22 protein-coding genes are annotated in these 25,797 nt (G+C 71.7%); 3 read left to right on the forward strand and 19 right to left on the reverse strand.

All coding sequences use genetic code 11. The features are described 5' to 3' along the window. Window positions 1-48: 48 nt before the first annotated feature. The 13 genes from FLV34_RS26610 to thrC all read right to left on the reverse strand — a co-directional run bounded on the left by FLV34_RS26610 (window position 49) and on the right by thrC (window position 15,712). Window positions 49-264, reverse strand: coding sequence for a hypothetical protein (locus tag FLV34_RS26610; RefSeq protein ID WP_079320510.1), 216 nt, complete (start codon window positions 262-264; stop codon window positions 49-51). A 62-nt stretch (window positions 265-326) separates the two neighbouring features. Further along, complete coding sequence (locus FLV34_RS26615; protein ID WP_142647151.1) at window positions 327-749, reverse strand: hypothetical protein; 423 nt, start codon at window positions 747-749, stop codon at window positions 327-329. A 262-nt stretch (window positions 750-1,011) separates the two neighbouring features. Next, window positions 1,012-2,460 carry an MraY family glycosyltransferase gene (locus tag FLV34_RS26620; protein ID WP_261985914.1) on the reverse strand — a complete coding sequence of 483 codons (1,449 nt, stop codon included), beginning with the start codon at window positions 2,458-2,460 and terminating at the stop codon, window positions 1,012-1,014. A 25-nt stretch (window positions 2,461-2,485) separates the two neighbouring features. Continuing rightward, complete coding sequence (locus FLV34_RS43285; RefSeq protein WP_315985215.1) at window positions 2,486-3,472, reverse strand: hypothetical protein; 987 nt, start codon at window positions 3,470-3,472, stop codon at window positions 2,486-2,488. Window positions 3,473-3,624: 152 nt separating this feature from the next. Next, the gene (locus FLV34_RS26630) at window positions 3,625-4,014 is read right to left on the reverse strand and encodes a hypothetical protein (RefSeq protein WP_147944374.1); all 390 of its coding nucleotides are present in this window, start codon (window positions 4,012-4,014) and stop codon (window positions 3,625-3,627) included. 227 nt (window positions 4,015-4,241) lie between these two features. Continuing rightward, complete coding sequence (locus tag FLV34_RS26635; RefSeq protein ID WP_187280741.1) at window positions 4,242-7,709, reverse strand: hypothetical protein; 3,468 nt, start codon at window positions 7,707-7,709, stop codon at window positions 4,242-4,244. 144 nt (window positions 7,710-7,853) lie between these two features. Then, a complete protein-coding gene (locus FLV34_RS26640; RefSeq protein ID WP_147944376.1) occupies window positions 7,854-8,501 on the reverse strand; it encodes an L-threonylcarbamoyladenylate synthase in 648 nt (215 codons plus the stop codon). Window positions 8,502-8,589: 88 nt separating this feature from the next. Continuing rightward, window positions 8,590-9,444 carry a peptide chain release factor N(5)-glutamine methyltransferase gene (prmC, locus tag FLV34_RS26645; RefSeq protein WP_142647155.1) on the reverse strand — a complete coding sequence of 285 codons (855 nt, stop codon included), beginning with the start codon at window positions 9,442-9,444 and terminating at the stop codon, window positions 8,590-8,592. A gap of 183 nt (window positions 9,445-9,627) precedes the next feature. Continuing rightward, window positions 9,628-10,674, reverse strand: a complete 1,047-nt coding sequence (prfA, locus tag FLV34_RS26650; protein WP_221889899.1) for a peptide chain release factor 1 — start codon at window positions 10,672-10,674, stop codon at window positions 9,628-9,630. 107 nt (window positions 10,675-10,781) lie between these two features. Beyond that, a complete protein-coding gene (rpmE, locus tag FLV34_RS26655; RefSeq protein ID WP_079317149.1) occupies window positions 10,782-11,000 on the reverse strand; it encodes a 50S ribosomal protein L31 in 219 nt (72 codons plus the stop codon). Between the two features lie 298 nt (window positions 11,001-11,298). Then, a complete protein-coding gene (gene rho / locus FLV34_RS26660) occupies window positions 11,299-13,272 on the reverse strand; it encodes a transcription termination factor Rho (protein WP_142647156.1) in 1,974 nt (657 codons plus the stop codon). Between the two features lie 413 nt (window positions 13,273-13,685). After that, complete coding sequence (thrB, locus tag FLV34_RS26665) at window positions 13,686-14,612, reverse strand: homoserine kinase (RefSeq protein ID WP_142647157.1); 927 nt, start codon at window positions 14,610-14,612, stop codon at window positions 13,686-13,688. A 41-nt stretch (window positions 14,613-14,653) separates the two neighbouring features. After that, a complete protein-coding gene (gene thrC / locus FLV34_RS26670; RefSeq protein ID WP_142647158.1) occupies window positions 14,654-15,712 on the reverse strand; it encodes a threonine synthase in 1,059 nt (352 codons plus the stop codon). 187 nt (window positions 15,713-15,899) lie between these two features. Here thrC and FLV34_RS26675 point away from each other — a divergent pair, with 187 nt between their 5' ends. Beyond that, window positions 15,900-17,468 carry a glycosyltransferase family 2 protein gene (locus FLV34_RS26675; RefSeq protein WP_261985915.1) on the forward strand — a complete coding sequence of 523 codons (1,569 nt, stop codon included), beginning with the start codon at window positions 15,900-15,902 and terminating at the stop codon, window positions 17,466-17,468. Window positions 17,469-17,519: 51 nt separating this feature from the next. On the opposite strand, the gene FLV34_RS26680 is transcribed toward FLV34_RS26675, so the two are convergent. From FLV34_RS26680 to FLV34_RS26695, 4 genes are all read right to left on the reverse strand, one after another. After that, entirely contained in the window at window positions 17,520-19,181 is a 1,662-nt protein-coding gene (locus tag FLV34_RS26680) for a glycosyltransferase family 2 protein (protein WP_147944377.1), read from the reverse strand. Then, window positions 19,178-20,293: a glycosyltransferase family 2 protein gene (locus FLV34_RS26685; RefSeq protein WP_205830106.1), complete on the reverse strand. Its 1,116-nt coding sequence runs from the start codon at window positions 20,291-20,293 to the stop codon at window positions 19,178-19,180. The genes FLV34_RS26680 and FLV34_RS26685 overlap by 4 nt, the downstream gene beginning before the upstream one ends. A gap of 115 nt (window positions 20,294-20,408) precedes the next feature. After that, complete coding sequence (locus FLV34_RS26690) at window positions 20,409-21,119, reverse strand: polysaccharide deacetylase family protein (RefSeq protein ID WP_187280742.1); 711 nt, start codon at window positions 21,117-21,119, stop codon at window positions 20,409-20,411. Between the two features lie 216 nt (window positions 21,120-21,335). Next, window positions 21,336-22,817 carry a glycosyltransferase family 39 protein gene (locus tag FLV34_RS26695; RefSeq protein ID WP_261985916.1) on the reverse strand — a complete coding sequence of 494 codons (1,482 nt, stop codon included), beginning with the start codon at window positions 22,815-22,817 and terminating at the stop codon, window positions 21,336-21,338. Window positions 22,818-23,032: 215 nt separating this feature from the next. On the opposite strand from FLV34_RS26695, the gene FLV34_RS26700 reads away from it, so the two are divergent. Together FLV34_RS26700 and FLV34_RS26705 are read left to right on the forward strand one after the other, a co-directional pair. Beyond that, window positions 23,033-23,581, forward strand: coding sequence for a hypothetical protein (locus FLV34_RS26700; RefSeq protein ID WP_147944380.1), 549 nt, complete (start codon window positions 23,033-23,035; stop codon window positions 23,579-23,581). Beyond that, the gene (locus FLV34_RS26705; RefSeq protein WP_147944381.1) at window positions 23,575-23,937 is read left to right on the forward strand and encodes a GntR family transcriptional regulator; all 363 of its coding nucleotides are present in this window, start codon (window positions 23,575-23,577) and stop codon (window positions 23,935-23,937) included. Before FLV34_RS26700 ends, FLV34_RS26705 begins: the two co-directional genes overlap by 7 nt. 155 nt (window positions 23,938-24,092) lie before the next feature. On the opposite strand, the gene FLV34_RS26710 is transcribed toward FLV34_RS26705, so the two are convergent. Both FLV34_RS26710 and FLV34_RS26715 read right to left on the reverse strand, forming a co-directional pair. Next, a complete protein-coding gene (locus FLV34_RS26710) occupies window positions 24,093-25,109 on the reverse strand; it encodes a peptidase (protein ID WP_147944382.1) in 1,017 nt (338 codons plus the stop codon). Further along, on the reverse strand, window positions 25,102-25,698 hold the full coding sequence (locus FLV34_RS26715; RefSeq protein WP_142647166.1) for a hypothetical protein: 597 nt from the start codon (window positions 25,696-25,698) through the stop codon (window positions 25,102-25,104). Before FLV34_RS26715 ends, FLV34_RS26710 begins: the two co-directional genes overlap by 8 nt. Window positions 25,699-25,797 lie beyond the last annotated feature (99 nt).

A 25,797-nucleotide genomic window follows, 5' to 3' on the forward strand; every position in this document is an offset into this window, starting at 1 on the left:
CCCTTCAACGATTGGATCAACAGAAGAGCGTGGGAAGCGGGCCGGCTGTCAGCGGCCGTACTTCAGATAGACGAGGTAGGCAGCCAGCCCGACCCCGAGAATGACGCCTATGGGGATGAACGCGTGCACGCCGGTCCACCAGCTCAGCAACCAGCCGAGGCCGCCCCATACCAGGATCCCGGACAGCAGATAGCTCGGGACCGACCAGGCGGCGTCGGCGAAGTCGCGGCCGTCGGTCTCGGGCCTGCGCTCCTGTTCGCTCATCGCGGCACGACGATAGCAGGAGCCATGCGGACTAGTCATATCGGGCTGCCCCGTACGCATGGTCATCCGCGCCCCTGCCCGGGAACCTTCGCCTCAGGCTCCACGTAGAGCATCTTCAGTTTCATGAATCCGCGCATCTCACCGATGGTCCAGGCGAGCGTGCAACCGATGACGCTCAGCGCGAACACGCGGGAGTCGAACGCGGTGGTGCCCTCGAAGGCTTTGAGCATCGCCATGATCGCCAGAACCTTGACGACATAGCCCAGCACGGCGGCCGCCATCATCGCCATCGGCGAGACCCGGCCCGCCCAGGAGACGACGACCAGACCGATGGTGAAGAAGGCCGCGACAAGGACGAGACCGATGCCGGCGCCCAACGCACCCTTGGCCCCGGTCGTGAACACCGCGATGAGCGCGGCGAGGAGACCGACGACCAAGGTCGGCACGGCGGCGCCCTTGAGAACGCGCACGTCGTTGGCCTGCAATGGGACTCCAGAATCGGTTGTCAAACGAGCGATTGCTACCTGCCGGGACGTCGTTGGCCTCGCCCCTTGCTAGTGAAAGCTATCACAAGCCCCGGAGTGCCACCTTTACCTGCCGTTTCGGGTCGCCGTCGACCTGCGGGGACGGCTCATGGGATGGCCCGGCGGACGGGCTCGCGGGACGGGCTCGGGGGACGGGCTCGGGGGACGGGCTCGGGGGACGGGCTCGGGGGACGGGCTCGGGGGACGGGCCTGGGGAACGGGCTCAGCGGAAGGTGCCGGTGTCGGCGCGGGAGGTGGTAGGGGGAACGCCCGGACCACCCGGGCCACCCGGGGCGCTCTGTCCCGGGTAGGGGTTGCGACCCTGCGCCGGAAGCCTGCCCGGACCCGCCTGACCCGGCGCGGCCTGACCCGGCGCGGCGGAGTCACCGGGCGTGACCGGAGGGGCGGGCGGGGGGACGACGGGATAGACGAGCGTGTCGTGTTCGGAGATCCCGCGAATGGCAGGACCGGTGGCGGGCGGACGGTTCCCCGTCGCATGCGCCCCGGCCTTCTGGCCGCCCTGGCCGCTCCCGTCTCCCTTGTCGTCATGCGTCACCGTACGGCGCGATCGCCACCGCGGCAGGCCCATGATCACCAGCACCGCCACGGCTAGCACGATCGTCAAGGGGAACACGATGAACGGCACACGGCCGATCGACAGGCCCACGATCGCGAAGGCGAACAGGAACGTCCAGGCGTACATGATCAGGACGCTGCGCCGGTGGGAGTGGCCGATGTCGAGCATCCGGTGGTGCAAATGGCCGCGGTCGGGGGCGAACGGGGACATACCCGCCGATGTACGGCGGACGACCGCCATGATCAGGTCGGCCAGCGGCAGCACCACGACCGCGATCGGCAGGATCAGGGGCAGGATCACCGGGAACCGGTTGAGCTTGCCGACCACCGCGTCCGGCTCGACCGACGACAGGCTGGTGATCAGCGAGGTGGCGAGCAGCAGGCCGAGCAACATGGCGCCGGTGTCGCCCATGAAGATCTTGGCGGGATTGAAGTTGTGCGGCAGGAAGCCCACGCACATCCCGATGAGGATGGCCGCGATGGCGGCCGTCCCGTTGATCCGCGAACCGCTCGCGGTCTGCTGCAGCACGATCGAGTAGGCGAAGGTCGCCATCGCCGCGATGGCGACGATGCCCGCGGCCAGGCCGTCCAGACCGTCGACGAAGTTCACCGCGTTGATCACGACAACGACGATCATGATGGTGAGGATCGTGTGCAGGGTGTCGTCGAGGGCCTGGGAGCCGCCCATCGACTGCGGCAGCGGCAGGAACTGCAGATATACGCCGAAGTAGACGAGCAGCCCGCCCGCTGCGATCTGGCCGCCCAGCTTGACCAGCGCGTCCATGCCGAGCCAGTCGTCCAGGAACCCGGTGAGGACGATCAGGCCGCCGGCCGCGAGGAGCGCGGTCACCGTCTTTCCCGTCTGACCGCTGTCGAACGCGCCGCCGACGTACGGCAGGTTGCTCGCCACCAGCAGGGCCGCCACCATCCCGCCGAACATCGCGAGCCCGCCCAGACGCGGGGTGGGCACCGTGTGCACGTCCCGCTCCCGCACCTCGGGGGCCGCGCCGATGCGCAGCGCGAACACCCTGACCGGCGGCACCAGCAGATAGGTCACCGCAGCCGCCACGAGCGCCAAGAGGAGATATTCGCGCACGGACCTAGTTTCCTGGATAGGCGGATCAGTTGTGACGGGCAAAAGACATAGATCGCCCTATCCCTGACGGGGATATGCCGGATGCGTCGCGGTCAGCCCCTTTACCCGTTCGAGGACCGACGTTATCGCACCTGGGCGCCGGATGGCCCGGACGATGAGAGACGCGATCTCTCTCAGTTCCGCCGCGGCCCATCCCCTGGATGGTCGTGCAGAGCGTGCCGGCCCTGATCCCGGAGGCCGCGGTCGCGGACGCGGGATCGTACGGGATCGCGTTGTGATCGAGCAGGATGCCTGCCTCGGCGCAGCGCCGCTCCGCCTCCGCTCCGCTCACTCGGCGCCGCGCAGGTCGACCAGCGCGAGGTGGGTGTCGGTGCCGCCCGACACCGGGCGCAGCCCCTCGGCCGCCGGCCCCTCCACCAGGGTCCTGGCGTTGTCCGCCGCCGCCGCCGCGGCATAGGCGCGGAACTCGTGGCGTAGGCGCGGAACTCGGGGCGCAGCGCCTCGCCGAACGCAATCGATCAGCCGGGAATACGCCGTGGCGCCGCAGACGATCACCCGGGGGACGGTGGCGCAGCGCCAGGTCCCGCACCTCGTCGTAGTCGATCGTCTCGGTGTCCCGCCGCACGCCGTAGGAGACGACGTCGAACCGTCTGCCGGAGAAACCGGCCTTGGACCCGTGGGTGATGCGGCCGCCGTGCTCCAGGGCGAGCGCCGGGACCGTGTCGCCCGGCTGCGGAAGGGCCGCGTACGCCGCCAGGATGGCCGTGGTGCCGCTGTAGGGCTGCACGTTGGCATTGATCGACCCGAACAACCGCTTGGCCCGCTCTACGGCGATCTCCTCGGCGCGGCCGGCCTCCTCGCAGCCGCGGTAGTACCGGTGGCCCGGGTAGCCCTCGGCGTACTTGTCGTTGAGCACCGAGCCGAGCCCGGCGAGGACAGCGGGCGAGGACAGGTTCTCGCCCGCGGTGAGCTGGAACCCGCCCCGCGGCCGGGCGACCTCGTCGAGCAGCACCCCGGGCGACGTCCGGATCCTGCGCGGCGAACCGGGCGAAGTCAGGACCGTAGAACGGCTCCGAACCTTCCGTGGAACCGCCTCACGTGTCTTCGCTCCAGGCGAAGACATCGCGGGTCAGAGGGCTGTTCAGCGGCCGCTCGGGAGTGCGTTCAGGATGTGAAGGCGTGCGGCGCGCCGGCCTTGGCCGGGATCCAGCGCGGCGTGTCCGCGGCCTGATCGCTGATCGCCGTGAGCACCGCCTGGCGGTACATCCCGAGCCGGTTGCGCCATTCCGCCAGGTCCTGGACGTACCGCTCGGCGACCGGAGCGTCCCACACGTCCCTGCTCCGGGCCCTCTCGTACGGCTTGTCCAGCGACTTGGTGAGCTGGTCCATCAGCGGGACCACCTGCAGCCACAGGTCGACGAGCTTCTGGTATTCCGGGTTGAACACCCAGCCCGTCGGCTGCCCGCCGGGCGACAGCAGGTCGGTGCTCGACGGCGCCGGCGGGGGCTCCCCCGGCTGCAGCGGAGTCGGCGCCGGCGGGTCGACATAACTCACGATCGCGCCTCCTGTGCGAAGCCGGCCAGCACGCCGGCGTTGGTCGTCGCCTGTCCTGCCCCGGACACCCCGGCGGCCCGCCGCCCGGCTCCGCTCGCCGGGTCGCACCACCCCGCACCGTCGTCCGGCCGCCGCGCGGCGCTGCCGATCCGCGTGAGTACGGCCGCTTCCGGGTGTCGCGGGGGTCGGATCCCCGCGCGTCCACGCGGGTACGTCGCTCGCACGCCTCACTTCTCCGGCTTCTGGATGATGACCTCGACGGCTTCGACGCTGCCGGCGGGTCCGTCTGGCTCGACCTTCCTCGCCACCCAGTCGCCCTTGCCCCACTCCCCTTCCGGGACACGTACGTCCGGCATGTCCACGGGCTCGACGTCCCGGTGGTGGTCCACCAGCATGCGCGGCACGGCCTCGTCGCCTGAGTGACGGGCGGGATAGCCGAGCACGTCCCCGGGCTGCGCGGCGGCGAACGATCGGGCATCGGGTGCCGGGGCCTGGCCGGGGCCCGGAGTCCTCGTCGTGCCGTGGGTCTCCGCGCCGTTCGTCCCCGCGCCGTTCGTCCCCGCGGCGTGCCCTGCCGCGTGGTGTGCGCCATGACCATGCGTTCCCGCATGGTGCACGCCGTGGTGATGTGCCGCCCCCTGGCCGGGAGCGCCATGCGTCGCCGCGTCGTGCGCACCCGCGCCGTACGCCCCCGGGTTGTGCGTCGCCGCGCCGGATGTGCCGGGGTTGTGCGTCGCCGCGCCATGCGGGGACGCGCTGGATGCACCCGGGTTGTGCGTCGCCGCGTCGCCTCCGGCCATCCCGGTCGCGCGCGTACCGGCATCGTTGTCGCACGGTCGCCCGCTCGAGTCGGGCGCGCCGTCGGCCCTGTCGCTCACACCGGTCGCCCCGATGTGACCCGTCGCGCCGTCGCCACCGGCACCCGCCGCGCTCGCGGTTCCCGCCGTCCCGACCGCGTGGCCGTCTCCGGCCGCCCCTACGGTGGGCAGGCTGCCGGTCGCCGTGCCGGTCGTACCCGCGGCGTGCCCGCCACCAGAAGTGCCCACCGCCGGCAGGTCGCCGGTCACCGTCCCCGTCCCGCCCGACGCGGCAGGCGATTGCGAAGGTGCCGCATCGGCCGTGCCCGTGGCACCTGCCGATCCTGCCGCGTGAGCCGCGCCGCTCGCCGCGTTCGTCCCCGCCGATGCCGCAGGCGTCGCATCGGCCGCCGAGCCCACCGGATGAGCGGGCGCGGGCGCCCCGGGCGCGGGAGTGGCAGGGGGGGCGTCGGCCACACCGGCTGGCTGGGCGGTCACGGTCGGCACAGGCGCAGGGGTCGCGCCGGCCGTACTCGTGGCACCCGCCGCAGTCACAGGATGCGAGGTTCCGGTCGCCGTATCAGGCGTGGTCGCCGTGGGCGCAGGATGCGGAGTTCCGATCGCCGTATCGCCCGTACCCGTTGTGGTCGCGGCGGGTGCCTGATGCGGAGTTCCGGTCGCCGTGGCGGGCGTACCTGCTGTCTGTGCCGTACTAGCGGTCCCCGCCGACTGTGCCGTGCCGGTCGTATCTGCCGTCTGCGGCGTTCCGCCCGCACCAGTCGCACCGCTCGCGCCGACCGCGTCGCCCGGGTGAGAGGTCCCGGTCGCAGTGCCGCTTACGACCGTGTCGCCCGTGTACGCATGACCACCGCCGCTCGCCGCCACCACAGTGTGGCCGGCGGAAGTCCCCTGCACGGTGTCAGAGGCGCCCGTCGCGAACGGATCAACGGAGAGGTTGTCGGCAGGCGTGCCGACGTATGCGCCCATGGGATCGCCAGGCGCGAGGCCGGGCTGCGGAGGCTTGTTCGCCGCCGGATTGGTCGGCTCGGCGGGGGGCACCAATCCGGGCGGCCCGTCCGGGTGCGCACCGGTGGCGCTCGCCGTCTGCGCGTCCGCGCCGGGTATGTCGATCGGCTGGACGCCCTGCGCCTGCTCGGCGCCGGGCTGGATCAACGGGGTGCTGACGACCTTGACACCGTCGACTACGGTCACCTGCCGACCGGCGGGGTCGATGTCGTCGGGGTGGTCCTTGCCGGGGGTGTCGTAGATCGCGGAGTCGCTTCCGCCCGTGGAGGGGGGCTGCTCCCCCGCCGCCTTCGAATCGACCGGCGTCGCCTGAGCCGCGCTCGATCCCGGGTTCTGGCCCGGGTTCTGGGTCTGTCCCTGTCCCGGGTCGACCGGCGTCCCCGGCCCCGCGCTCGGCCCCGCGCTCGGCCCCGGGTTCTGGCCCGGGTTCTGGGTATTTCCCTGTCCCTGGTCGACGGGCCGCTGCTGCCAACCGCCGTCGGACTGGCTCTGAGCGGCACTTTGATTGTCGCCGACGGGCTGGACGTGGCCCGTGCCTCCCTGATCCTGACCAACGACCTGATCGCCGCCGACCGGCTGACCCGGGGCGGCAGGCCGGTCCAGGCTCGCGCCCTGGCCAATGTCCTGGCCCGCGCCCTGGCCGATGCCCTGACCCACGGTCTGGCTGTCGCCGGTCGGCGGCGTCTGCACCGCGCTTTGTCCCGCGGCCTGTCCTGCGCTCTGTGCCGTGCCCTGGCCGATGCCCTGGCCCACACCCTGGTTGTCGCCGGTCGGCTGACCCGGGCCGATGGGGTGGTGAACCTGGCCGGAGCCGACGTTCGCACCCGCGTCGCCGGTGCCGCCTACGGCGCCGTTGGCGCCCGCTTGGCCCACACCGGAGCCGGCAGATACGCCGGACCCGGTCGCGGTGCCGGATCCAGGCGTACCGCCGCTGTCGCCACTCGCACTCGTGGGCGGAGGCGTCCCCGTGCCCGAACCCGTGCCCGAACCAGTGCCCGTGCTCGCACCCGCGCCTGCACCTGTAGCCGTGCCCGTGGACGTGCCCGCGCCTGTGGCCGTACCGGCGTCGGCGGCGGGGTGGGCCGGACCGTGCGTCGAGGATGGCATCTGAGGGAGGGAACCCTCGATGGTGCCGTAAGCGGGCTTGTCCGCGAGCTTCGCTTCGGCCGCGCCCTGGCCTCCTCCGCCGCTGCTCGCGCGGGCCGCGCCGTCGGCGGTGCCGTGCGCCCGGTGGGAGGTCTCCCCCTTCGCCGCGCCGGAGTCGCCAGAACCGTGCGACGACGTCTTGTGGGCGTTCTGCGTGTCGTGGACCGCCTTGCCCTCGGGCCTGGCCTCCGGCTTCGCGTCCGCCTTGTGGTCGGACCTGCTGTCGGTCTTGTGGTCGGACTTGGTGTCGGACTTGTGCTCGTCCGGCTTCGCGTCCGCCTTGCCGTCGCCCTTGGCGTCCGGCTTCGCATCGGCCTTGTGATCAGCCTTGCTGTCGGCTTTGTGCTCGGACTTGCCGTCCTGCTTGTGATCCGTCTTGTGGTCGGGCTTGTCGCCCTGCGTGCTGGACGGCGCGGGATCGTCGGCGGGCATGGTGGTGTCCCGCTCCTCCGTGAAGGAGGCCCCGCGGGTCGTCGGGACCGTGCCCGCGCTCTGCTGTTTCTCCTTCTTCTCCAGCAGGGTCACGCGCTTGGTGACGTCCTTGACCATCGTCGTGCACGCGTCGGCGACCTGTGACGGCCGGTGGGTCACGTGCACCGAGACGCCGGCCGTACGCGTCAACTGGGTGATCCGGGCCTCGATGCCGTCCATCTGCTTCGCTGCGTGCTGAACCTCCGACAGCAACTCACGGACGAGCTTCGGATCCATCCCGTCGAGCTTGGCCATGGGCGCGCCTCCACAGAGATATCGGCGCACTTCACGGTAGCCGGGGTGGCATCGGTAAAGAAGCCCGATAGCCAGACGGCATCGATCGCCCTGATCAGAGCCGTGACGACATCTCGATATGCGAGACGTACGCCCGGATCGCGGTCACTCCTCGGTCGCGAGGTATCCCACGAGGGCGCGGATCTTGTCCACGGGGATCGCGCCCTTGCGCAGCACCCGGGGCACGGCCGTGGTGAGATCGACGATCGTGGACGGAACGGAGTCCGCACAGGGGCCGGCGTCCAGATAGACGTCCACCGCGTCGCCGAGCTGCTCCTCGGCCTCGTCCACCGTGGTGGGCGGCGGGTTGCCGGACCGGTTGGCGCTGGAGACCGCCATGGGGCCGGTCTCCTTGAGGAGATCCAGCGCGACCGGGTGCAGCGGCATGCGGACGGCGACCGTTCCCCTGGTGTCGCCGAGGTCCCACGACAGCGACCGGTTGGCCCTGAGTATGAGTGTGAGCGGCCCGGGCCAGAAGGCGTCCACCAGGTCCTGCCCGTACGTCCCGAGGCTCTCCACGAGGGCGTTGGCGGCCCGTACGGTGCCCACGAGGACGGGCACGGGGATGTCCCTGCCCCGGCCCTTGGCCTCCAGCAGGGCGTTGACGGCGGAAGGGGTGAAAGCGTCGGCGCCGATCCCATAAACGGTGTCGGTGGGCAGCACCACGAGCTCCCCCCGCCGTACCGTCGAGATCGCCTCCGCCAATCCGGTCATCCGCTCCGTCTGGTCGGCACAGTCAAACCGTCGGCTCACGAAGCCATCCTTCCACGTGTCCCGTCCGAATCCGCCGCCGCGTGGCCACGGCCCGGGCCGTTCGCGTCAGTCCGGGGTCGGCCCGGAATCAGTCCATGCTCAGCCGGGCGGTGACGAACCTGTCCCGGCCGGTCAGGTCCTGGCGCAACCACACGTCGCGCCAGCCGTTCTCCTCGGCGAACAGCCAATAGACGGCGTTGCCCTGCTGGTCGGCGTGCTCGACCACGGCGAACCCGCCCGGCCGCAGCAGCCGTCGCGCCGTACGCTCGACGGCTCTCACCTCGTCGAGCCCGTCCTCCCCCGACCCGTAGAGGGCCCGCGAGGGGTCGTAGTCGCGCACCTCGGGATCGCGCGGGATCGCACCGGGCGGGATGTACGGCGGGTTGGAGATGACCAGGTCGACCTGGCCGTCCAGCTCCGGCAGGCAGTCGGCCAGGTCCTCGGGATGCAGGGTCGTCCGGCCCTGGCCGTGTTCGAGGATGTTGCGCTTGGCCCAGCCGTACGCCACGGGGTCGATCTCGACGGCGTGCACCTGCGCCAGCGCGACCTCCTGGGCGATCGACAGCGCGATGGCCCCGGAACCGGTGCCGAGGTCGACCACGACCGGAGAGGCGACGTCCATCTCGCGCAGCCGGTCGATCGCCCAGCCGGCCACGACCTCGGTCTCCGGCCTGGGCACGAACACGCCGGGGCCGACCTCCAGGGAGAGGTAGCGGAAGTAGGCCCGGCCCGTGATGTGCTGCAGCGGCTCGCGTGCCTCGCGCCGGGCGATGCCCTCCCAGAACCGCGCGTCGAAGTCGGCGTCCTTGACCGTGTGCAGCATGCCCCGCGGGACGCCGTGGATGAACGCCGCGATCTCCTCGGCGTCCGTGCGCGGTGACGGCACTCCCGCCTCGGCGAGCCGGGCGGTGGCGAGGGCGATTTCGTCGAGCAGGAAGGTCATGGTCTCTTACAGCACGGTCCTCGCGGCGTGGCCGGGGAAACGCCGGTCGTGGGCAGACGAGCCGCCGTAGCCGGGGAGACGTCGCTCATGAGCAGACGGGCGGCCGGGACGGCCCATCGTCGTTCGACGTCCCACGTCCATCACCGCTTCTCCCATCGTCCCCTCATCAGGCTCGCCGCGGGCTCACGAATGAGCGGACAGCTTCTCCGCGAGTTCCGCGTCGAGCAAAGCCTGTATCACCGCGTCGAGATCGCCGTCCAGGACTTGGTCCAGGTTGTAGGCCTTGAAGCCCACCCGGTGATCGGAGATGCGGTTCTCCGGGAAGTTGTAGGTGCGGATGCGCTCGGAGCGGTCGACCGTGCGCACCTGCGACTTGCGCTCGGCCATCGCCGCCGCCTCGGCCTCCTCCTGCGCCATCGCGAGCAGCCGGGCGCGCAGGATGCGCAGCGCCGACTCCTTGTTCTGGAGCTGGCTCTTCTCGTTCTGGCAGGAGACGACGACACCGGTCGGCAGGTGGGTGATCCGCACGGCCGAGTCGGTCGTGTTGACGCTCTGGCCGCCGGGGCCGCTGGAGCGGAACACGTCGATTCGCAGGTCGTTGGGGTCGATCTGGACGTCGACCTCCTCGGCCTCGGGGTAGACGAGCACACCGGCGGCCGAGGTGTGGATGCGGCCCTGCGACTCGGTCACCGGCACCCGCTGCACGCGGTGCACGCCGCCCTCGAACTTGAGCCGCGACCAGACGCCCTCCCTGCCCTTGATGGCGACGGTGACGTCCTTGTAGCCGCCGAGATCGGAGTGCTGGGCATCGATGATCTCGGTCTTGTACCCGATCCGCTCGGCGTACCTGAGGTACATCCTCAGGAGGTCTCCGGCGAACAGGGCGGACTCCTGGCCGCCCTCGCCCGCCTTGATCTCCATGATGACGTCCTTGTCGTCGTTGGGGTCGCGCGGGACAAGGAGACGGGTGAGCTTCTCCTCCAGCACCGGGATGCGGCCTTCGAGCTCGGCCGCCTCCTCCGCGAACGCCGGGTCCTCCGCCGCCAGCTCACGCGCGGCAGCGAGGTCCTGCCGTACGCCTTCGAGCTCCCGGTAGGTCGCGACGATCGGCGTGAGCTCCGCGTAACGCTTGCCGTACGTCCGCGCCTTGCTCTGGTCGGCGTGCACGGCGGGGTCGGCGAGCCGCAGTTCCAGATCCGCGTACTCACTCATGATCTCGTCGAGGTTCACCGCACGCTCCTTTGCTCAAGCTCCTCGGTAAAGGCCGTAATCACCAAGAACGCCGACCCGGAGACGCCCCGCGAGAGGGGCGCCCCCGAGCCGGCGTCCTGGAGGAGCTACTTGCTCTGGGCCTTCTTGCCGAAGCGCGCCTCGAAGCGCGCCACCCGGCCACCGGTGTCGAGGATCTTCTGCTTGCCCGTGTAGAAGGGGTGGCAGGCGGAGCAGACGTCGGCGTGGATCACGCCGTTCTTGGCGGTGCTACGCGTGGTGAAGGTGTTCCCGCAGGTGCAGGTCACCTGGGTGACCACGTACTCCGGGTGGATGTCGGGCTTCATGTCTCAGTCCTAACGCTAGGCGCGGTCGCCGGGTCGCTTTCGCCTGTCACGGCCTGCGCGCATCGGCACACCTGTGATGCGCGGCTGCGGGAACCGGTACCGCTGCGGTTCGGCTACCAGTGTGCCAGATCCACCAACCATCCCAGGCCATCGGCTATTCCCAGGCCGGGCATCGTGGTGACCGGGGCGGCGGCGAGGGAGGCGGCGGGCGGGGTGCGGTGGTCTTCGGGCACGGATCGGCGGGTCACGCCGACGCCCCGTACGGCACGGGCCGTCCGGGGCGTCGGTCGGAAGGGCTTCAGTCGCGGTCGTTGCTGACCGTGGTCTTCTGCACCTGGAGCAGGAACTCGGCGTTGGACTTGGTCTCCTTCATCTTCTCGAGAAGGAGCTCCAGCGCCTGCTGCATGTCGAGGGCGTGGAGGACGCGGCGGAGCTTCCAGACGATCGACAGCTCCTCCTTCGCCATGAGGATCTCCTCCTTGCGGGTGCCGGACGCGTCCACGTCCACCGCCGGGAAGATGCGCTTGTCCGCGAGCGACCGGTTGAGCTTGAGCTCCATGTTGCCGGTGCCCTTGAACTCCTCGAAGATGACCTCGTCCATCTTGGAGCCGGTCTCGACCAGCGCCGTGGCGAGGATCGTCAGCGAGCCGCCGTTCTCGATGTTGCGGGCGGCGCCGAAGAACCGCTTCGGCGGGTAGAGCGCGGTCGAGTCGACACCACCGGACAGGATGCGGCCGCTCGCCGGCGCCGCGAGGTTGTACGCGCGGCCGAGACGGGTGATCGAGTCGAGCAGGACGACGACGTCGTGGCCCAGCTCCACCAGGCGCTTGGCCCGCTCGATGGCGAGCTCGGCGACGGTGGTGTGGTCCTCGGCCGGGCGGTCGAAGGTCGAGTGGATGACCTCGCCCTTGACCGACCGCTGCATGTCGGTGACCTCTTCCGGACGCTCGTCCACGAGGACGACCATCAGGTGGCACTCGGGGTTGTTGCGCGTGATCGCGTTGGCGATCGCCTGGAGCACCATCGTCTTGCCGGCCTTGGGAGGCGACACGATGAGGCCGCGCTGGCCCTTGCCGATCGGCGAGACGAGGTCGATGATCCGCGTGGTCAGGACGTTGGGCTCGGTCTCCAGGCGCAGGCGCTCCTGCGGGTAGAGCGGCGTGAGCTTGTTGAAGTCGGGCCGCTGACGGGCCTGCTCCGGGTCCATGCCGTTGACGGTGTCGAGGCGGACGAGCGCGTTGAACTTCTCGCGCCGCTCGCCGTCCCTCGGCTGCCGGACGGCGCCGGTGATGACGTCGCCCTTGCGCAGGCCGTTGCGGCGGATCTGGGCGAGCGAGACGTAGACGTCGTTCGCGCCCGGAAGGTAGCCGCTGGTGCGCACGAAGGCGTAGTTGTCGAGGATGTCCAGGATGCCGGCGATCGGGATCAGGACGTCGTCCTCGCTGATGACCGGCTCGTTGCCCTCGAAACGGTCGCGCCCGCGGCGGCCGCGCTCCCGGAAGCGGCCACGGCGCCCACGCCCGTCCTCGCCCTGCTGGTCGCCCTTGCCGTCGGCGCGGCCGTCCGTACGGCTGTCGCCGCGGCCGTCACGCCCGTCGGAGCGGTTGTCGCCGCGGTTGTCGCCACGATTGTCGCCACGGCCCTGCTGGTCACGACGGCCCTGGCCGCCGTCTCCCGCGTCGGCGGCGCGCTGGTCACCGCGCTGGTCACCGCGGCCGTCGCGCTCACGGCCCCGCTCGCCACGCTCACCGCGCGTGCGGCGCTCGCGGCGGTCGCCGCGCTCGGGCCGCTCGCTGCGGGTCTCCGGCTGGGCGGCGGCCTCGGCCTGCGGCTCGGCGACGGTGGCGGCGCCGTTCTGCGCGGCCTCGGCGGCCACGGCGGGCGCAGCCTCGACCACGGGACGCTCCTCACGAGCCGCGGCGACGGGCTCGGCGGCCGGCGCCGGCTCGGGCGCGGAAGCCTGGGCGGCGCGGGAACGTTCCCGGCGGCCACGGGCGGGGCGCTCAGCGGCGGCGGGCGCTTCTGCGGCGGCCTTCGGCTCGGGCGCGGACTCTCCCGATCCGCCCTGCTTCTCCTGGATGGCCGCGATGAGCTGGCTCTTGCGCATCCGTCCGGTCCCCGTGATGCCGAGGCTGGTCGCCAGGGCCTGAAGCTCGGGGAGCACCATGCCAGCCAGGCCGGTGCCGGAGCGACGTCGCGGACGGGCCGGGGCGGAAGTGGGGGTGTCGCCGGCGGCCTGGCCGTCGGAGAGGAGTTCGGTGGTGTCGCTCAACTAAGGGTCCTTCCCAGGGGTCGGGCGCCAGAATCGTGCGTCCAGGCGTCCCGGTGATGCGACCCGGCGGGACAGACCGGGTCGGGCTTCGCGAATCTCATGTGTCGATGACCCTCGGGATCCGCGAGCGGTAGGTGCCCGGGGGCGATCCCCCGGATTGCCGCCACCGACCAGATGTCTTGGTGGTTCGAACGCGCATGTCTCCGAGAACGCCGCCTCTGGTCATGCCACCCGGAGGTGTGCCGACTGGAGGAAACGGTTTCGGGGAAATCGCCCTGCCCGCGTCGAAGGACGCGAGGCGAAGTGCAGCGATGTGCGAATGACAAGCACGCACCCAACACGGGGGCACCTGGTGCGGCTATCAGCCTAACATCACCAGCGCGCACAGCTATTCCCTGAAGGTCGAAGAAGCATCAGCGTGTCTCGGGAAACCGAACGTACGCACCAAGCGGGTCGACGTTCATTGGCTGGATGTGCCAGTCATTACCCACTTCTGGCGCGATCAAATCCTCGGTGTCCCGTGTCGTCAATGCGAGAACCGTCGGACCGGCCCCCGAGACGACGGCGGGCACCCCGGCCTCGCGGAGCCGTCGCACCAGTTCAGCGGTGCGGGGCATCGCGGGAGCGCGGTACCACTGGTGCAGACGGTCTTCGGTGGCGGCGAGCAGGAGATCCGGTTCCGGTCTCTGCGTGAGCGCCGCGACGAGCAGAGCCGCCCGCCCCGCGTTGGCCGCCGCGTCGGAATGCGGTACGTCCTTCGGCAGCAGCCCCCGAGCCTCCTCCGTGGACAACCGGAAATCCGGGATCAAAACCACCGGCCGGACGTCCTCGTGCGGACTCAGTTTCACCATACTCGCCACCCCCGACTGGTCGGTCCAGGCGATGGTGAGTCCGCCCGCCAGGCACGGCGCCACGTTGTCGGGATGCCCTTCCAGCTCCGTGGCCAGCGCGAACACCTCCGCGTCCGGCAGATCCCCCGCGCCCCGCGCGCGTACGAGTTCGCGGGCGGCGAGGATGCCGGCGCAGATCGCCGCGGACGACGAGCCGAGCCCCCGCGCGTGCGGAATGCGGTTGCGGCAGCGCAGCGCGACGCCGTCCGGCTGGGCGAACCCCATGCGGTCGAACGTCGCCCGCATCGTCCTGACGACGAGGTGGCCCTCGCCCTCGTCCAGCTCACCGGCGCCCTGGCCCTCCACCTCGATCCGCACGCCGGGCGAGCCGGAGATCTCGGCCTCCACCTCGTCGTACAGGTCGAGGGCGAGGCCGAGGCTGTCGAAACCGGGGCCGAGGTTGGCGCTCGTCGCCGGCACGCGTACGACGACGCCGTGACTGTCCGTCAATTCGTCACCTGAACCCTTTTATGGGCGGGAATAGGGGCCGGTCAGGCAAGTCCGAGCGCGGCCGCGGCGGCGTAGGCGTCGATCGGGATCGTCACCGGCGCCGGGGCGCCGGAGATGGCCCAGTCGGGGTCCTTCAGGCCGTTGCCGGTCACGGTGCACACGACCCGCTGCCCGGGCGTGAGCAGGCCCTGCTCGTGCGCCTGGAGCAGGCCGGCGACGCTCGCGGCGGAGGCGAGCTCGACGAACACGCCCTCCTCCTGCGCGAGCAGCTTGTACGCCGCGGCGATCTGGCGGTCGGTCACGGCCTGGATGTCGCCGCCGGACTCGTCGCGCGCGGCCTCGGCGAGCCGCCACGAGGCGGGGTTGCCGATCCTGATCGCCGTGGCGATCGTCTGCGGGTGGGTCACGGGGCTGCCGCCGACCAGCGGCGCCGCGCCGCTCGCCTGGAACCCCAGCATGCGCGGGCGCTTGGTGGCCAGGCCGTCCTCGGCGTACTCCTTGTAGCCCATCCAGTAGGCCGAGATGTTGCCGGCGTTGCCGACCGGGATGCAGTGGACGTCGGGCGCGTCGCCGAGCGCGTCGACGATCTCGAAGGCCGCCGTCTTCTGACCCTGCAGGCGGTGCGGATTGACGGAGTTGACCAGCGCGATCGGGTAGGTCTCCGCGAGCTTCCTGGTCATCTCAAGGCAGTCGTCGAACGAGCCCTCGACCTGGAGCAGCCTGGCGCCGTGCACCAGCGCCTGGGCGAGCTTGCCCATCGCGATCTTCCCGCGCGGCACGAGGACGGCGCAGGTCAGCCCGGCCCGTACGGCGTAGGCGGCGGCCGAGGCGCTGGTGTTGCCGGTGGACGCGCAGATGACGGCCTGGGCGCCCTCCTCGACGGCCTTGCTGATCGCCACGGTCATGCCGCGGTCCTTGAAGCTGCCGGTCGGGTTGAGACCCTCGACCTTGAGGTGGACGTCACAGCCCGTGATCTGGGACACCCGCCTGGCCGGGACGAGCGGCGTGCCGCCCTCGAGCAGGGTCACCACTGGCGTCGTCGTGGAGACCGGCAGACGGTCGCGGTACTCCTCGATCAGGCCACGCCAAGCCCTGAACATTGGTCGCTCCTCCCACGCGCGCGTACGCGTGTCACCAGGGGTATCGGTCACCGAGTCTACGGCCAACCGTCTGACGTGCGGACTCCGTTGTCCACCAAATGGACATATTGGGCGTCACCTTAGGGAACCGTCGGCCGCTTTCGCTAGGGTGGAGCAACCTTTTGACCAACGCTGTGAAGGACGAGGATTGGCCCACCTGACGGGCATGGAGCCCCAGCCCCGGCCGCGGATTCGCCACAACGACTACTCTCCGCTCACGCCACCGCCCATCGGCGAGTGGACGCCCACGCTCAGCGCGAGTGTCGTCATCCCCGCGCACGGCGGGCAGCACCGCCTCGACCTGACGCTGGCCGCGCTGGCCGCGCAGACCTATCCCGCGCACCTCATCGAGGTGATCGTCGTGGACGACCGCAGCGACCCTCCGCTGCGCCTGCCCGACCTGCGGCCCGACAACACCCGCGTCGTGGTCGTGCCGCCCGGCGGATGGGGCGCCGGACACGCGATGAACGCCGGCATCGCGGCGGCCGAGGGCGAGATCGTGCAGCGTCTCGACGCCGACATGGTGATCTCGCGGGAGCACCTGGAGGCGCTGTTCCGCTGGCATCACCTCACCGACTATCTCGTCACCATCGGCGGCAAGAAGTTCGCCGAGGAGCCCGCCCTCACTCCGGCGCAGGTCCACGAGGCCGTACGGCACGGCTCGCCCGAGGACCTGTTCGACCCGTCCGCGCTGGTGTCCAGCTCGACCGAGGAGACCATCCGCCGCCTCGACGGCCTGCGGGCCAGCAAGAACCCCTACCAGGTGTGCACCGGCCCGACGGTCTCCCTGCGGCGGGCCCTGCTCGACGACGTCCGGGGCTTCGATCCCGAGGTGGGGCGCGGCCAGGACACCGAGTTCGCCTACCGGCTCGCCCAGGCGGGGGCGGTGTTCGTTCCCGACATGGAGGCCCGTGCCGTGCATCTCGGCCTGCCGGCCCAGCGTGGCGAGCACGGCAAGTCGATCGTCCGGCTCGTCGAGACCCACCTGGCACACCGGGTCCCGCTCCGCCGTGACCTGCGCAAGGAGCCCGGCCGGCGCTGGCTCGTGCCGTACGTGGAGGTCGTCTTCGACGTCACGGGGGCGGACGAGCGGGCGATCGTCGCGGCGGTCGACGCGGTGCTGCGCGGCACGCTCACCGACGTCGTGGTCACGCTGGCCGGCCCGTGGTCGTCGCTCGACGGCGGACGCAGGTGGGCGCCGGGGACCGGAGCGTTCGATCTCGCCCTGGTCAAGGCGGCGTTCGGGCACGACGCGCGGGTGCGGTTCGCGGACCAGGCGGCGCCGACCGCCGCGCCCGTCCCCTTCCGCTACACCGCGCCCGTCGGCAGCCCTCCGGCTCCGGCCCTGCTGGAGCGGGCGGTCAAGGCGATGCTGGAGGAGCGCATCGGCCTGCTGGTCCTCGACCTGCCCGGCGGAGGCACGGCCACCCTGGAGCGGACCGAGGCCGTCGCGCGCGCCCGCCGGCTCGCCGCGCCGGGCGAGGACCCCGCCGGCGTGATCGCCCAGACCCACGGCGTACGGCACGCCGCGGCAAGCGAGTTCGAGACGCCTCCCGCGGCGGCGGCGAAACCGGCCGTGCCACAGGCCGCGCCGAAATCCACCCCGCCGAACGCCGGCAAGCCACAGGCCACGGCGAGCCCGAAACCGGCCGCGGCCCAGGCCCCGCGACCGGAGGCGGCGGCGCCGCGCCGCCGCGGCCTGTTCCGCCGCTCCTGACCCGCAGCGCCCCGGATCGCTGCCCCGCCCTGAGCGGTGGCGGGGGCGGGGTCAGGTCTTCTTGAACGTGAAAGGGCGACGCAGGCCGCGGGCGATGCCGCGCAGGCCCCGGGTGCGGTGCAGCGCCGAGACCTGCCCGCGCAGCACCGAGACCTGCCGCCGCAGGGTGCCCATCTCACGGCGGAACTCGACGGCGGACTTGCGCCACCGCCCGGCCTCGCCGCGCCATTTGGTCACCTGTTCCCGCAGCCGCTCGACCTCCTTGGTCAGCCGCTCGACCTCGGCCTCCGCCTTGACCCGCTTGCGATAGGCGGCGCGCGCGCTCATGAAGGCCGGAGCCTCCTCGGCCGTACGGAAGCCGAAGGTCTCGCCGTCGACCCAGTAGACGCCGAACATCTCGTCGACGGCGTCGTCGAGGTCCTCGCCCTCCTCGGCGACGAGTGCGGCGCGGGAGAACGCCTCGGTGCGCTCCAGCCGGGCGGCGGTGACGCCCTCGGCGTTCTCGGCCAGGAGCACGCTCACCAGGCCGCGTTCCCGGCCGCGCAGCACGTCGAGAAGCCGGCCGAGACCGTCCTCCTCGGGCACCCAGCCGGGCGGGATGCGCAGGCGGTAGGGCGACTGGGTGTCGGGCACCGTGGTGGCCAGCCGCACCCGGCCCTCGTGGGTGTAGTGGGCCCGCAGCAGCACGAGGTCGAGGTTCGGGTCCTTGAGCGGCGCGCGCTGCTCGGGCGCGAGCTCGTCCCACGGGCCGGTCAGCACCACGGCGAGGTCGGTCACCGTGCCTGCCAGCACGCCGTCCACAGTGGCCCTGACCTCGTCGTACGACCCGGCGGTGGCGTCCACCAGGACCTCCACCTGCGGGACCTTCCACTGGCGGGAGGGATGGGTGCGCAGCCACCGATAGCCGGGCACCCGATCGGTCACCAGGGCGTGGCTGACCCGGCTGATCGGCGCGCTGTCGCGCATGCGCATCGACGGGCCGAGGTGATAGGCCCTGGCCTGCGGGTCGGGGATGAAGACCGCGCCCGCCTGGGCGAGCCGGTATCCCATCTCGGTGTCCTGGCCGAGGATCATCTCCGGGTCCATCGGCCCGGCCCGCTCGAACAGCCGGGCGGAGACCGACGACGCGCCACCGATGTGGATGCTGAACGGCCGCGGCGAGTTGACCAGCCCGTCCGACCGCTCCACCAGGTCTTCGATCCAGGCGTGCGGCTCGGCCGGCTCGAAGAGCTTCGCCAGGTCGTCCGTACGCGCGACGTCGGCGGGGCCGGGCAGCGGGGCGGTGGTGAAGCGCAGGTAGGAGGTGACCGACAGATAGGGCGCGAGGTGGTGCCAGCGCATGTGCGCCTCCACCTCCTCCGGCTCGGGCACGACGTCGGAGTCCATCCAGTGGATGACGTCGCCCGTCGCGGCGGCCAGGCCGGTGTTGCGGGCCCTGGCCCGGCCCGGCGCCGCGCAGACCAGCAGCCGCGTGTCGCGGGGCCGGATCTCCGACAGGCGCAGCGGCGGCTCGGTGCCGTTGTCGACCACGATCACTTCGAGCAGGTCGGCCGGATATGTCTGCCTGGCCAGCCCGGCGAGCGTGAGATCGAGCTTGGCCTGATCGGCGTAGGCGGGGATCACCACGCTGACCCGCAGACGGGGTGTCCACGACGACCCGAGGGCCGGCGGCCGAAGGACGGTGTAGTCGTTTCCCCTTATGCGTGGCGTCATGGTGCTTCCAACATCACACTTGGGCGAAAGCCGCGCCACTGGTTCGCGGCTACTCGCAGGAAGTGGGCAAGAGGAAGGTTCCAGGTGTGTTCGGCGCCGACCGATCTCCGTAGGACGTAGCCCAGGCCGTGGGTGCGGTAGACCCGGCCGCCGGCCGCCGCGACCGCCCGCAGGAGGTGCGCGTCCTCGCCGCGGTCCAGCTCCCCGAAGCCGCCGGCCTGCTCGAAGGTCTCACGGCCGAGCATGATCGTGCCGCCCGCGACGTGGTCGGCCCACACCTCGCTGCTGTAGTCGACGCGGCGGATCGTCGCGTCGAGGGGCTGGAGGTAGAAGAACTCCGGAGCGGTCCCGACCAGCTCCGCGCCGGAATAGGCCATGGTGAGCAGCAGGTCGGCCAGGTGCTCTGGACCGTACCAATCGTCGTCGTCCCACTTGGTGACGATGCCGGTGGACGCCCGTGCCGCCGCCATGTTGAGCACGGCCCCGAGCGGCGCGTCCGGATCGGCCTCGACGACCGTCATCGGGTGGGGGAACTCCGCGAGCGCCTCCCGCACCCGCGCGGCCGGGAACCCGTGCAGGGCGACGATCGCCTCAAGGCCGACGCCGCGCTGGCGGGCGAGCTGCCGCAGCGCGTGGGCCACGTAGTGGGGCCGCCGCGTGGCCATGACGACGGTCACCGGGGCGAGGCCGGTGCCGACGCCCGCGGCCCGCAGCGCGTGCCTGCGCAGGCGCACGCTGTGCTCCTCCCTGCGCAGGTCGGCGACCGAGTCGGGCCTGCCGTCGTCGGCCTCGGGAGTCCAGGCCGTGATCAGGCCGGCGAGCACGGGATCGGCATCCCGCACCCACCCCGGCGGGTCCTGGCCGGTGAGCGGCACCCCCGCGGCGGCCAGGGCGGCGACCGCCTCCAACGCCCCGGCGGCGGGCCGCTCCGGCCACTCCACGCGAAGCCCGCGCAGCGGCCGGAGGGCTGCGACGTCGTCGGCCTCCGGGGGGACGGCCAGCGGGCGGCCTCCCACCGACCACCGCCCGTCGTCCCAGGACAGCGTCGCGGTCTCCTCGGTCGGGCCGCGCGTGAAGCCGTACGGCGAGCAGATGCCGGTCGTCACCGTCACGGTGTCCCTCCTGCGCGTCCGTTTACAGGCTCGTCAACTTGTATCAGCCGAACCTTGTGAATCCCTGTGACCGTGAAGGTCACCTGACCACTGGCTGTGACGCGGCGCGACGGGATCACGGCACGGGCGACACTCCCCCGCCGACCACGTCGCCCATCGTCCGCACGTCGATCTTCCCGGCCTTCCGCTGCTTGGCCACCCAGTCGATGAAGGCGGCGAACTCCTTGGGCGCCGTCGCGTACTGGTCCCGCGGCTCGTTCTTGATCTCGTGGAAGACGAAGGTCACCATGCCGGGGTCCTTCTCCTGCTGGGCGCGGGTGACGAACTCGCGCAGCGTGCGGGCGGTACGCGGCAGGCGCGACTGGCTCGTGGCCCGTACGGCGGCGGGGTCCGCGGGCGGGATCGTCTCGGTGACCGGGCAGGCACGGCAGCTGTCGGGCCGGTAGAGGCCGTTGATGTCACGCGCGCTGTTGTAGCCGCAGCCCATCGCGATCCGCTTGCTCGACTCGTCGATGGCCCCGAACGGATAGGCGAACGAGCGCACGGCGAACCCCATCTTCAGCAGCGCCCGCCTGTCGTCGCAGATCTCCGCCTGCTGGGCGGCGTCGAACGCCTCCGGCAGATGCGGATGATGGGGGGTGTGCCCGCCGATCTCGTGGCCCAGCTTCGCGATGGCCCGCACCGCGGCCACGCTCAGGAAGCCGCGTTTGCCGAGGCGGCCGCTGTTGACGTAGAAGGTGCCCTTGAGACCGCGCCTGCTCAGCATCTTGGCGACGGCGAGGTGGTCGACCGTGCTGTCGTCGAAGGTGAGGACCACTGTCGGCACCCCGGCCGCCCGCGCTCCCTGTTGTGTAACGTGCGCCGGGACGGCCGATCCTGCCGCCGCGACGGCAGTGTGCTGGAGTCCCGCGATCGACGCCGCGGTTAGGAGACAGGCCGGAATAAGTCTCTTCACCGTAAGTCGCATGGAGAAGAACTTTACTCACTCACGGCAATCGCTCTTGAACGCGATGTCCAACCGTAATGAAACGGTCCACATCGCTCAGCCCTTGCCACGAGCGCGCTCGAACAGTGCGACGGTGAGGCCCGGCAGCTCCGCGGAATGCCAGGCCGTCGAAAGACGGTATCCGGCCGCGCGTACGGAGGCCACCCTTGGGATCTTCTTTCCCGTCAGCCCGGCCTGCTTCGTCCCCCGCCAGACCACCCAGACCCGGCGGTGCCCGGCCAGGGCCTCGGCCAGGTCGTCCCGCTCCACGTATTCGAAGGCGGGGCCCTGCCCCTTGAGAAGCACGTCGTCGGGCAGCTTCTCCCGGCCGTAGTAGACGAAGCCGGTGCGCAGCCGGCTCTGGCCGTACACGATGGCGTCGCCGGGGCGCTCCCGTGCCTGGATCACGCCGAGCGCGCCGGGGAAGTCGTCGTAGTGGCCGTTGCGCTGCCGATAGTCGGCCTGCGCGGGCAGCCCCAGCGCCGCGACGGCCAGCACGACGGGCACGCTGACCAGCGCGAAGGGGACGGGGGTCAGGCGCACCGAGGCCAGCGCCACGCCTGCCGCCAGGGCCAGGGCGGGTGCCGCGACGAACACGTAACGGTCCACGTAGGCCGGGGTCACCAGCATGTCGACCATGAGCAGCAGCACGGGCGGGAGGACGAGCCAGCCGCCTGCGAGGACGCCCCAGGGCACCGACCTGCGCAGCAGGATCACCACCCCCACGACGGCGAGGGCGAACAGCGGCGGCCCGGCGAGGTCGGAGCCCGCCGCGTGCTTGGGGAACTTCAGCAGCACGTCGGGCCCGTGCGGCGCGATCCAGCTGATCGCGTGGCGCTCGCCCCAGCCGACCAGCGCGAGGATCGCGAGGGGCACGCACCCCACCGCCGTCGCGGGAACGATCCTGGTCAGGAACGTACGGCGGGGCAGCACCAGCAGGGCGGCCAGGAACTGGGCCGGGAGCACCAGCACCGAGAACAGGTGGGTGCAGCCGAGGAGGGCCACCGACGCCGCGTACCAGCGGGTCCGGGAGCCGGTGGGCGCCTCGGCCACCCGGTGCAGCGTCCACGCGGAGATGACGGCCGCCGCCGCCGCGAACGCGTACGGCCGGGCGTTCGCGCCGTGGTAGGACACCGACGGCAATATGGCGAACAGCGCCGCGGCCAGCACGCCCGCGCGGGGACCGGCCAGCCGGCGGCCGAGGTCGGCCAGGAAACCCGCCGCCACCCCGGCCGCGAGGGCCGAGGGCAGGCGCAGCCACCACTCGGCCTCCCCCAGCCACGACCAGACGTGGATGAGCAGGTAGTAGGGCAGGAAGTGGCCGTCGATCTGCTGGACGAGCCCCCACAGCCCGCTCAGCGGCCGGGCCACCGCGGCGCTGTAGGTCGCCACCTCGTCGGCCGACAGCGACGCCGTGGTGCCGGAGATCGCGACACAGGTGGTCAGCAGGCCCGCGAGCAGCGGTGTCCAGCGAGGCCAGTCCTTCGCTTCGGCATCCGCCCGGTGAGTGGACGTCCGGACCGCCTCGCCCGTAACCACGCTTCCCCCTACGAATCTGATCATTTCGGCGACGTCAAAGGACATCGAACACGCACCGGCGCGCGGATCGGCGGGCTGTTATCCGATCGAGTCGTTGCCCGCGACCGCCCCGCCTTCCGGACATGCCGGGCTCCACCGTACGAGATCTCGGCGGGGACTCCTCACGGAACTGTTTGATTATTATAGTGACATGCAAACAGTTTGGGAGGTGGCTCGTGTACGACTCCCCCCAGCACCACGGCCCTCAGCAGGACGCCGCACGACCGCCCCTGGGAGTGCCTCTGCTGCCGCTCGCGCCGGGCCGGCGGGCCGTCTACGCCGCGTCCGCCTGGTATCCGCGCTCGCTCCTGCTGGGGGCGGCGATGCTCGCCTTCGGCTGGTTCGGGCTCTTCAACCTCTCCCGCTCCTGGCAGGGGGCGACGCTCATGGCGCTGATGGGGCTCGCCGCGATCCTCTCGGCGCGCACCCGGCTCCGCATCGACGGCGGCGGCGTCGAGGTCAGCCTGCCGGGGCTCGGCGGCCTGCGGCGGGTCGTGCCGTACGACACGGTGCTCTTCGCGTCGGTGCGGCCGGAGGCGTCCGGCAGGGGGCTCGGCATAATCGGCGGCAGCAGGGGGTGGGGATACGTGAGCGGACGGGAGCCGGTGCTGGCGCTGCGGCTCCCCGACGGGCGGGAGTTCCTGTATTCGACCCGCGACGCCGAGACGGCCGCCGCGCTGGTCAACGCGTCCCTCGCCCGCGCGAGGGGAGACGCCGGGTGCTGATCGTCGTCGATCCGTCCTCGGCGCAGCCCCTGGCCGACCAGGTGGCGGCCTCGGTGCGCTCGGCGGTCGCCAGGGGTGCGGCGGGTCCCGGGGACAAGCTGCCGTCGGCGCGGGCCGTCGCCGCCGCGCTCGGCATCAACCTGCACACCGTGCTGCGGGGCTACCAGCAACTGCGCGACGAGGGCCTGGTCGAGCTGCGCCGGGGCCGCGCGGCGACGATCACCGATCTCGCGGCCGAGGGCGGACGGCTGCGCCTGCGTGAGGCCGCCGAGGCGTTCGCCGCGGCCGTACGGCATCTCGGGGCCTCCGAGGAGGAGGCCCTCGACGCGGTCCGCAGGGCCCTGGCGCAGCGCTGACCCGCCCCTCGCGCAACGTCCAGGACGTCCACGCCACCGGGCCGATCACGCGCTGTCGAGTCACGCGACCCTCGCCGCCGGGCAGGTCTGGCACCTTCACGTCGGGATGGTCAGACACCGCTGGGCTGGTCACGCGGGCTTCGCCGTTACGCCGGTCAGGCGGCTTCGCCGTCCAGGGGGCGGCGGCGGAAGCGGCGAAGGTTCATGACCAGCAGGATCGCGGCCGCGATGGCCGCGGCGGCGCAGGCGGCGAGGACCGGCACACTGGGATCGCCCTTCGCCACCGCCCGTTCCCCGGCCGCGGGGAAGGTGATCGTCCCGGTCGTCGTACGGCTGACGCGGCCGCTGCGCACGATGAACCGGAACTTCCAGGGCCCGGCGGGCAGGTCGTCACCCAGCAGCACGGCCACCTGACCATGGCCGCCGGGAGGCAGGGTGGTGGCGCCGGCGCTGCGGAAGGGCCCGGCGCTGAGCGCGCTCGGCCCCTCCGACAGCCGCACCTCACCCTCCAGGTCGACGGCGCGCTCCCCCGTGTTGCCGACCTCGGCCACCAGCCGGGGCCGTCCGTCGTCGGTGCGCCCGGCGGTCACCTCGCCGATCCGGAAACTCGTCGGCGGATCGCCGCCCGGGCCCACGTCCAGGTAGGTGCGGACGCCGACCCGGTTGACGAGCGCGATGTTGCCCGACGGGCCGGGCGAGGCCGAGGAGATCTCCGCCCAGATGACCGCGTACCGCTCGCCCTTGGACGCCGTGGGCGGCACCGCGACGGTGGCCGTCACCGGGACGTGACCATGCGGCGGCACGTCCACTTCCGTACGGTCGAGCGTGATCCAGGAGGTCAGCTCGTTGCCGGCACGGCCGGGGGCGAAGGTGACCCCGCCGTTGCCGACCCGTGCCGCGGCGGGATACACCGTCACGTGCCGCGGCTCGGATGAGGTGCTGAAGACCTCAAGACGCCGGGTGAAGGTGGTGCCGGGGTTCACGTGGTCGACGATGAACGCGTGCGAGCGCGGGTCGTCCAGCCGGTTCTCGGGGATCTCCAGCAGCCGGATGCCGAACCGCCCCTGCTCTCCCTCATGGTCGTACGCCGCCGCCGGTGAGACGGCCGCGGCGTACGACACGAGCGCGAGCAGGCCGGAGGCGATGATCCTGCGGGCTGTGCGGTCAGGCAACGGAGTGGTTCACCGTGCCGGTGTAGGTGCCCGCGACGGCCGCGTCGGGGACGTTGACGACAAGGGTGGGGTTCCACGTGGCGGAGTTGTTGCCGGAGCCGGTCGTCTTGCTGAACGCGGTGCGCGTCTCGTCGAGCGACTCGGCATCACCCGCGTCCTCCTGTCCCGGCACGAAGGTTCCGGTGCCGGTCGTGGCCGTCGCCGCGCCGGACCAGTAGAGGACGTCGCTGTTGGGGATGGTCTCCGGGGCGGTGCCGCCACCGGTGGTGAAACCTCCCGCCGCGGCCGACACCGTGGCCACCCATGTCGCGGTGAGCGCGGCTCGCTCGTCGGACACGGTGACCGCGCCGAGCTGGCCGCTGATGGGGTCGCCGGGCACGCCGCTGCCGGTGCTCACGGGTCCGTTCGGCACGGTGATCGTGAGGCCGTCAGGGGCGTTCACGGTGAAGGTCATGGTCGTCGGACAGGTGGTCGACTCCGGACATTCCGCCGCCCCGGCGGGTGACGTCGTGGACGCGACCATGAGCGCCGCGACCAGCGCCAGTCCTGCGACAGCCGCCGCCGGTGCGGCGACGCTCCTCTTGCCCATCTGCCGATCTCCTCCATCCGTGCGGTGTCCCCGTTAAGGCATTACGGGTGACATCCTGGCTGGTCAGAGGCGTGCGGCAGGGTTATTCCGCCGGTGTCT

The organism is Microbispora sp. CSR-4, from assembly GCF_008033685.1.
Classification (GTDB): Bacteria; Actinomycetota; Actinomycetes; order Streptosporangiales; family Streptosporangiaceae; genus Microbispora.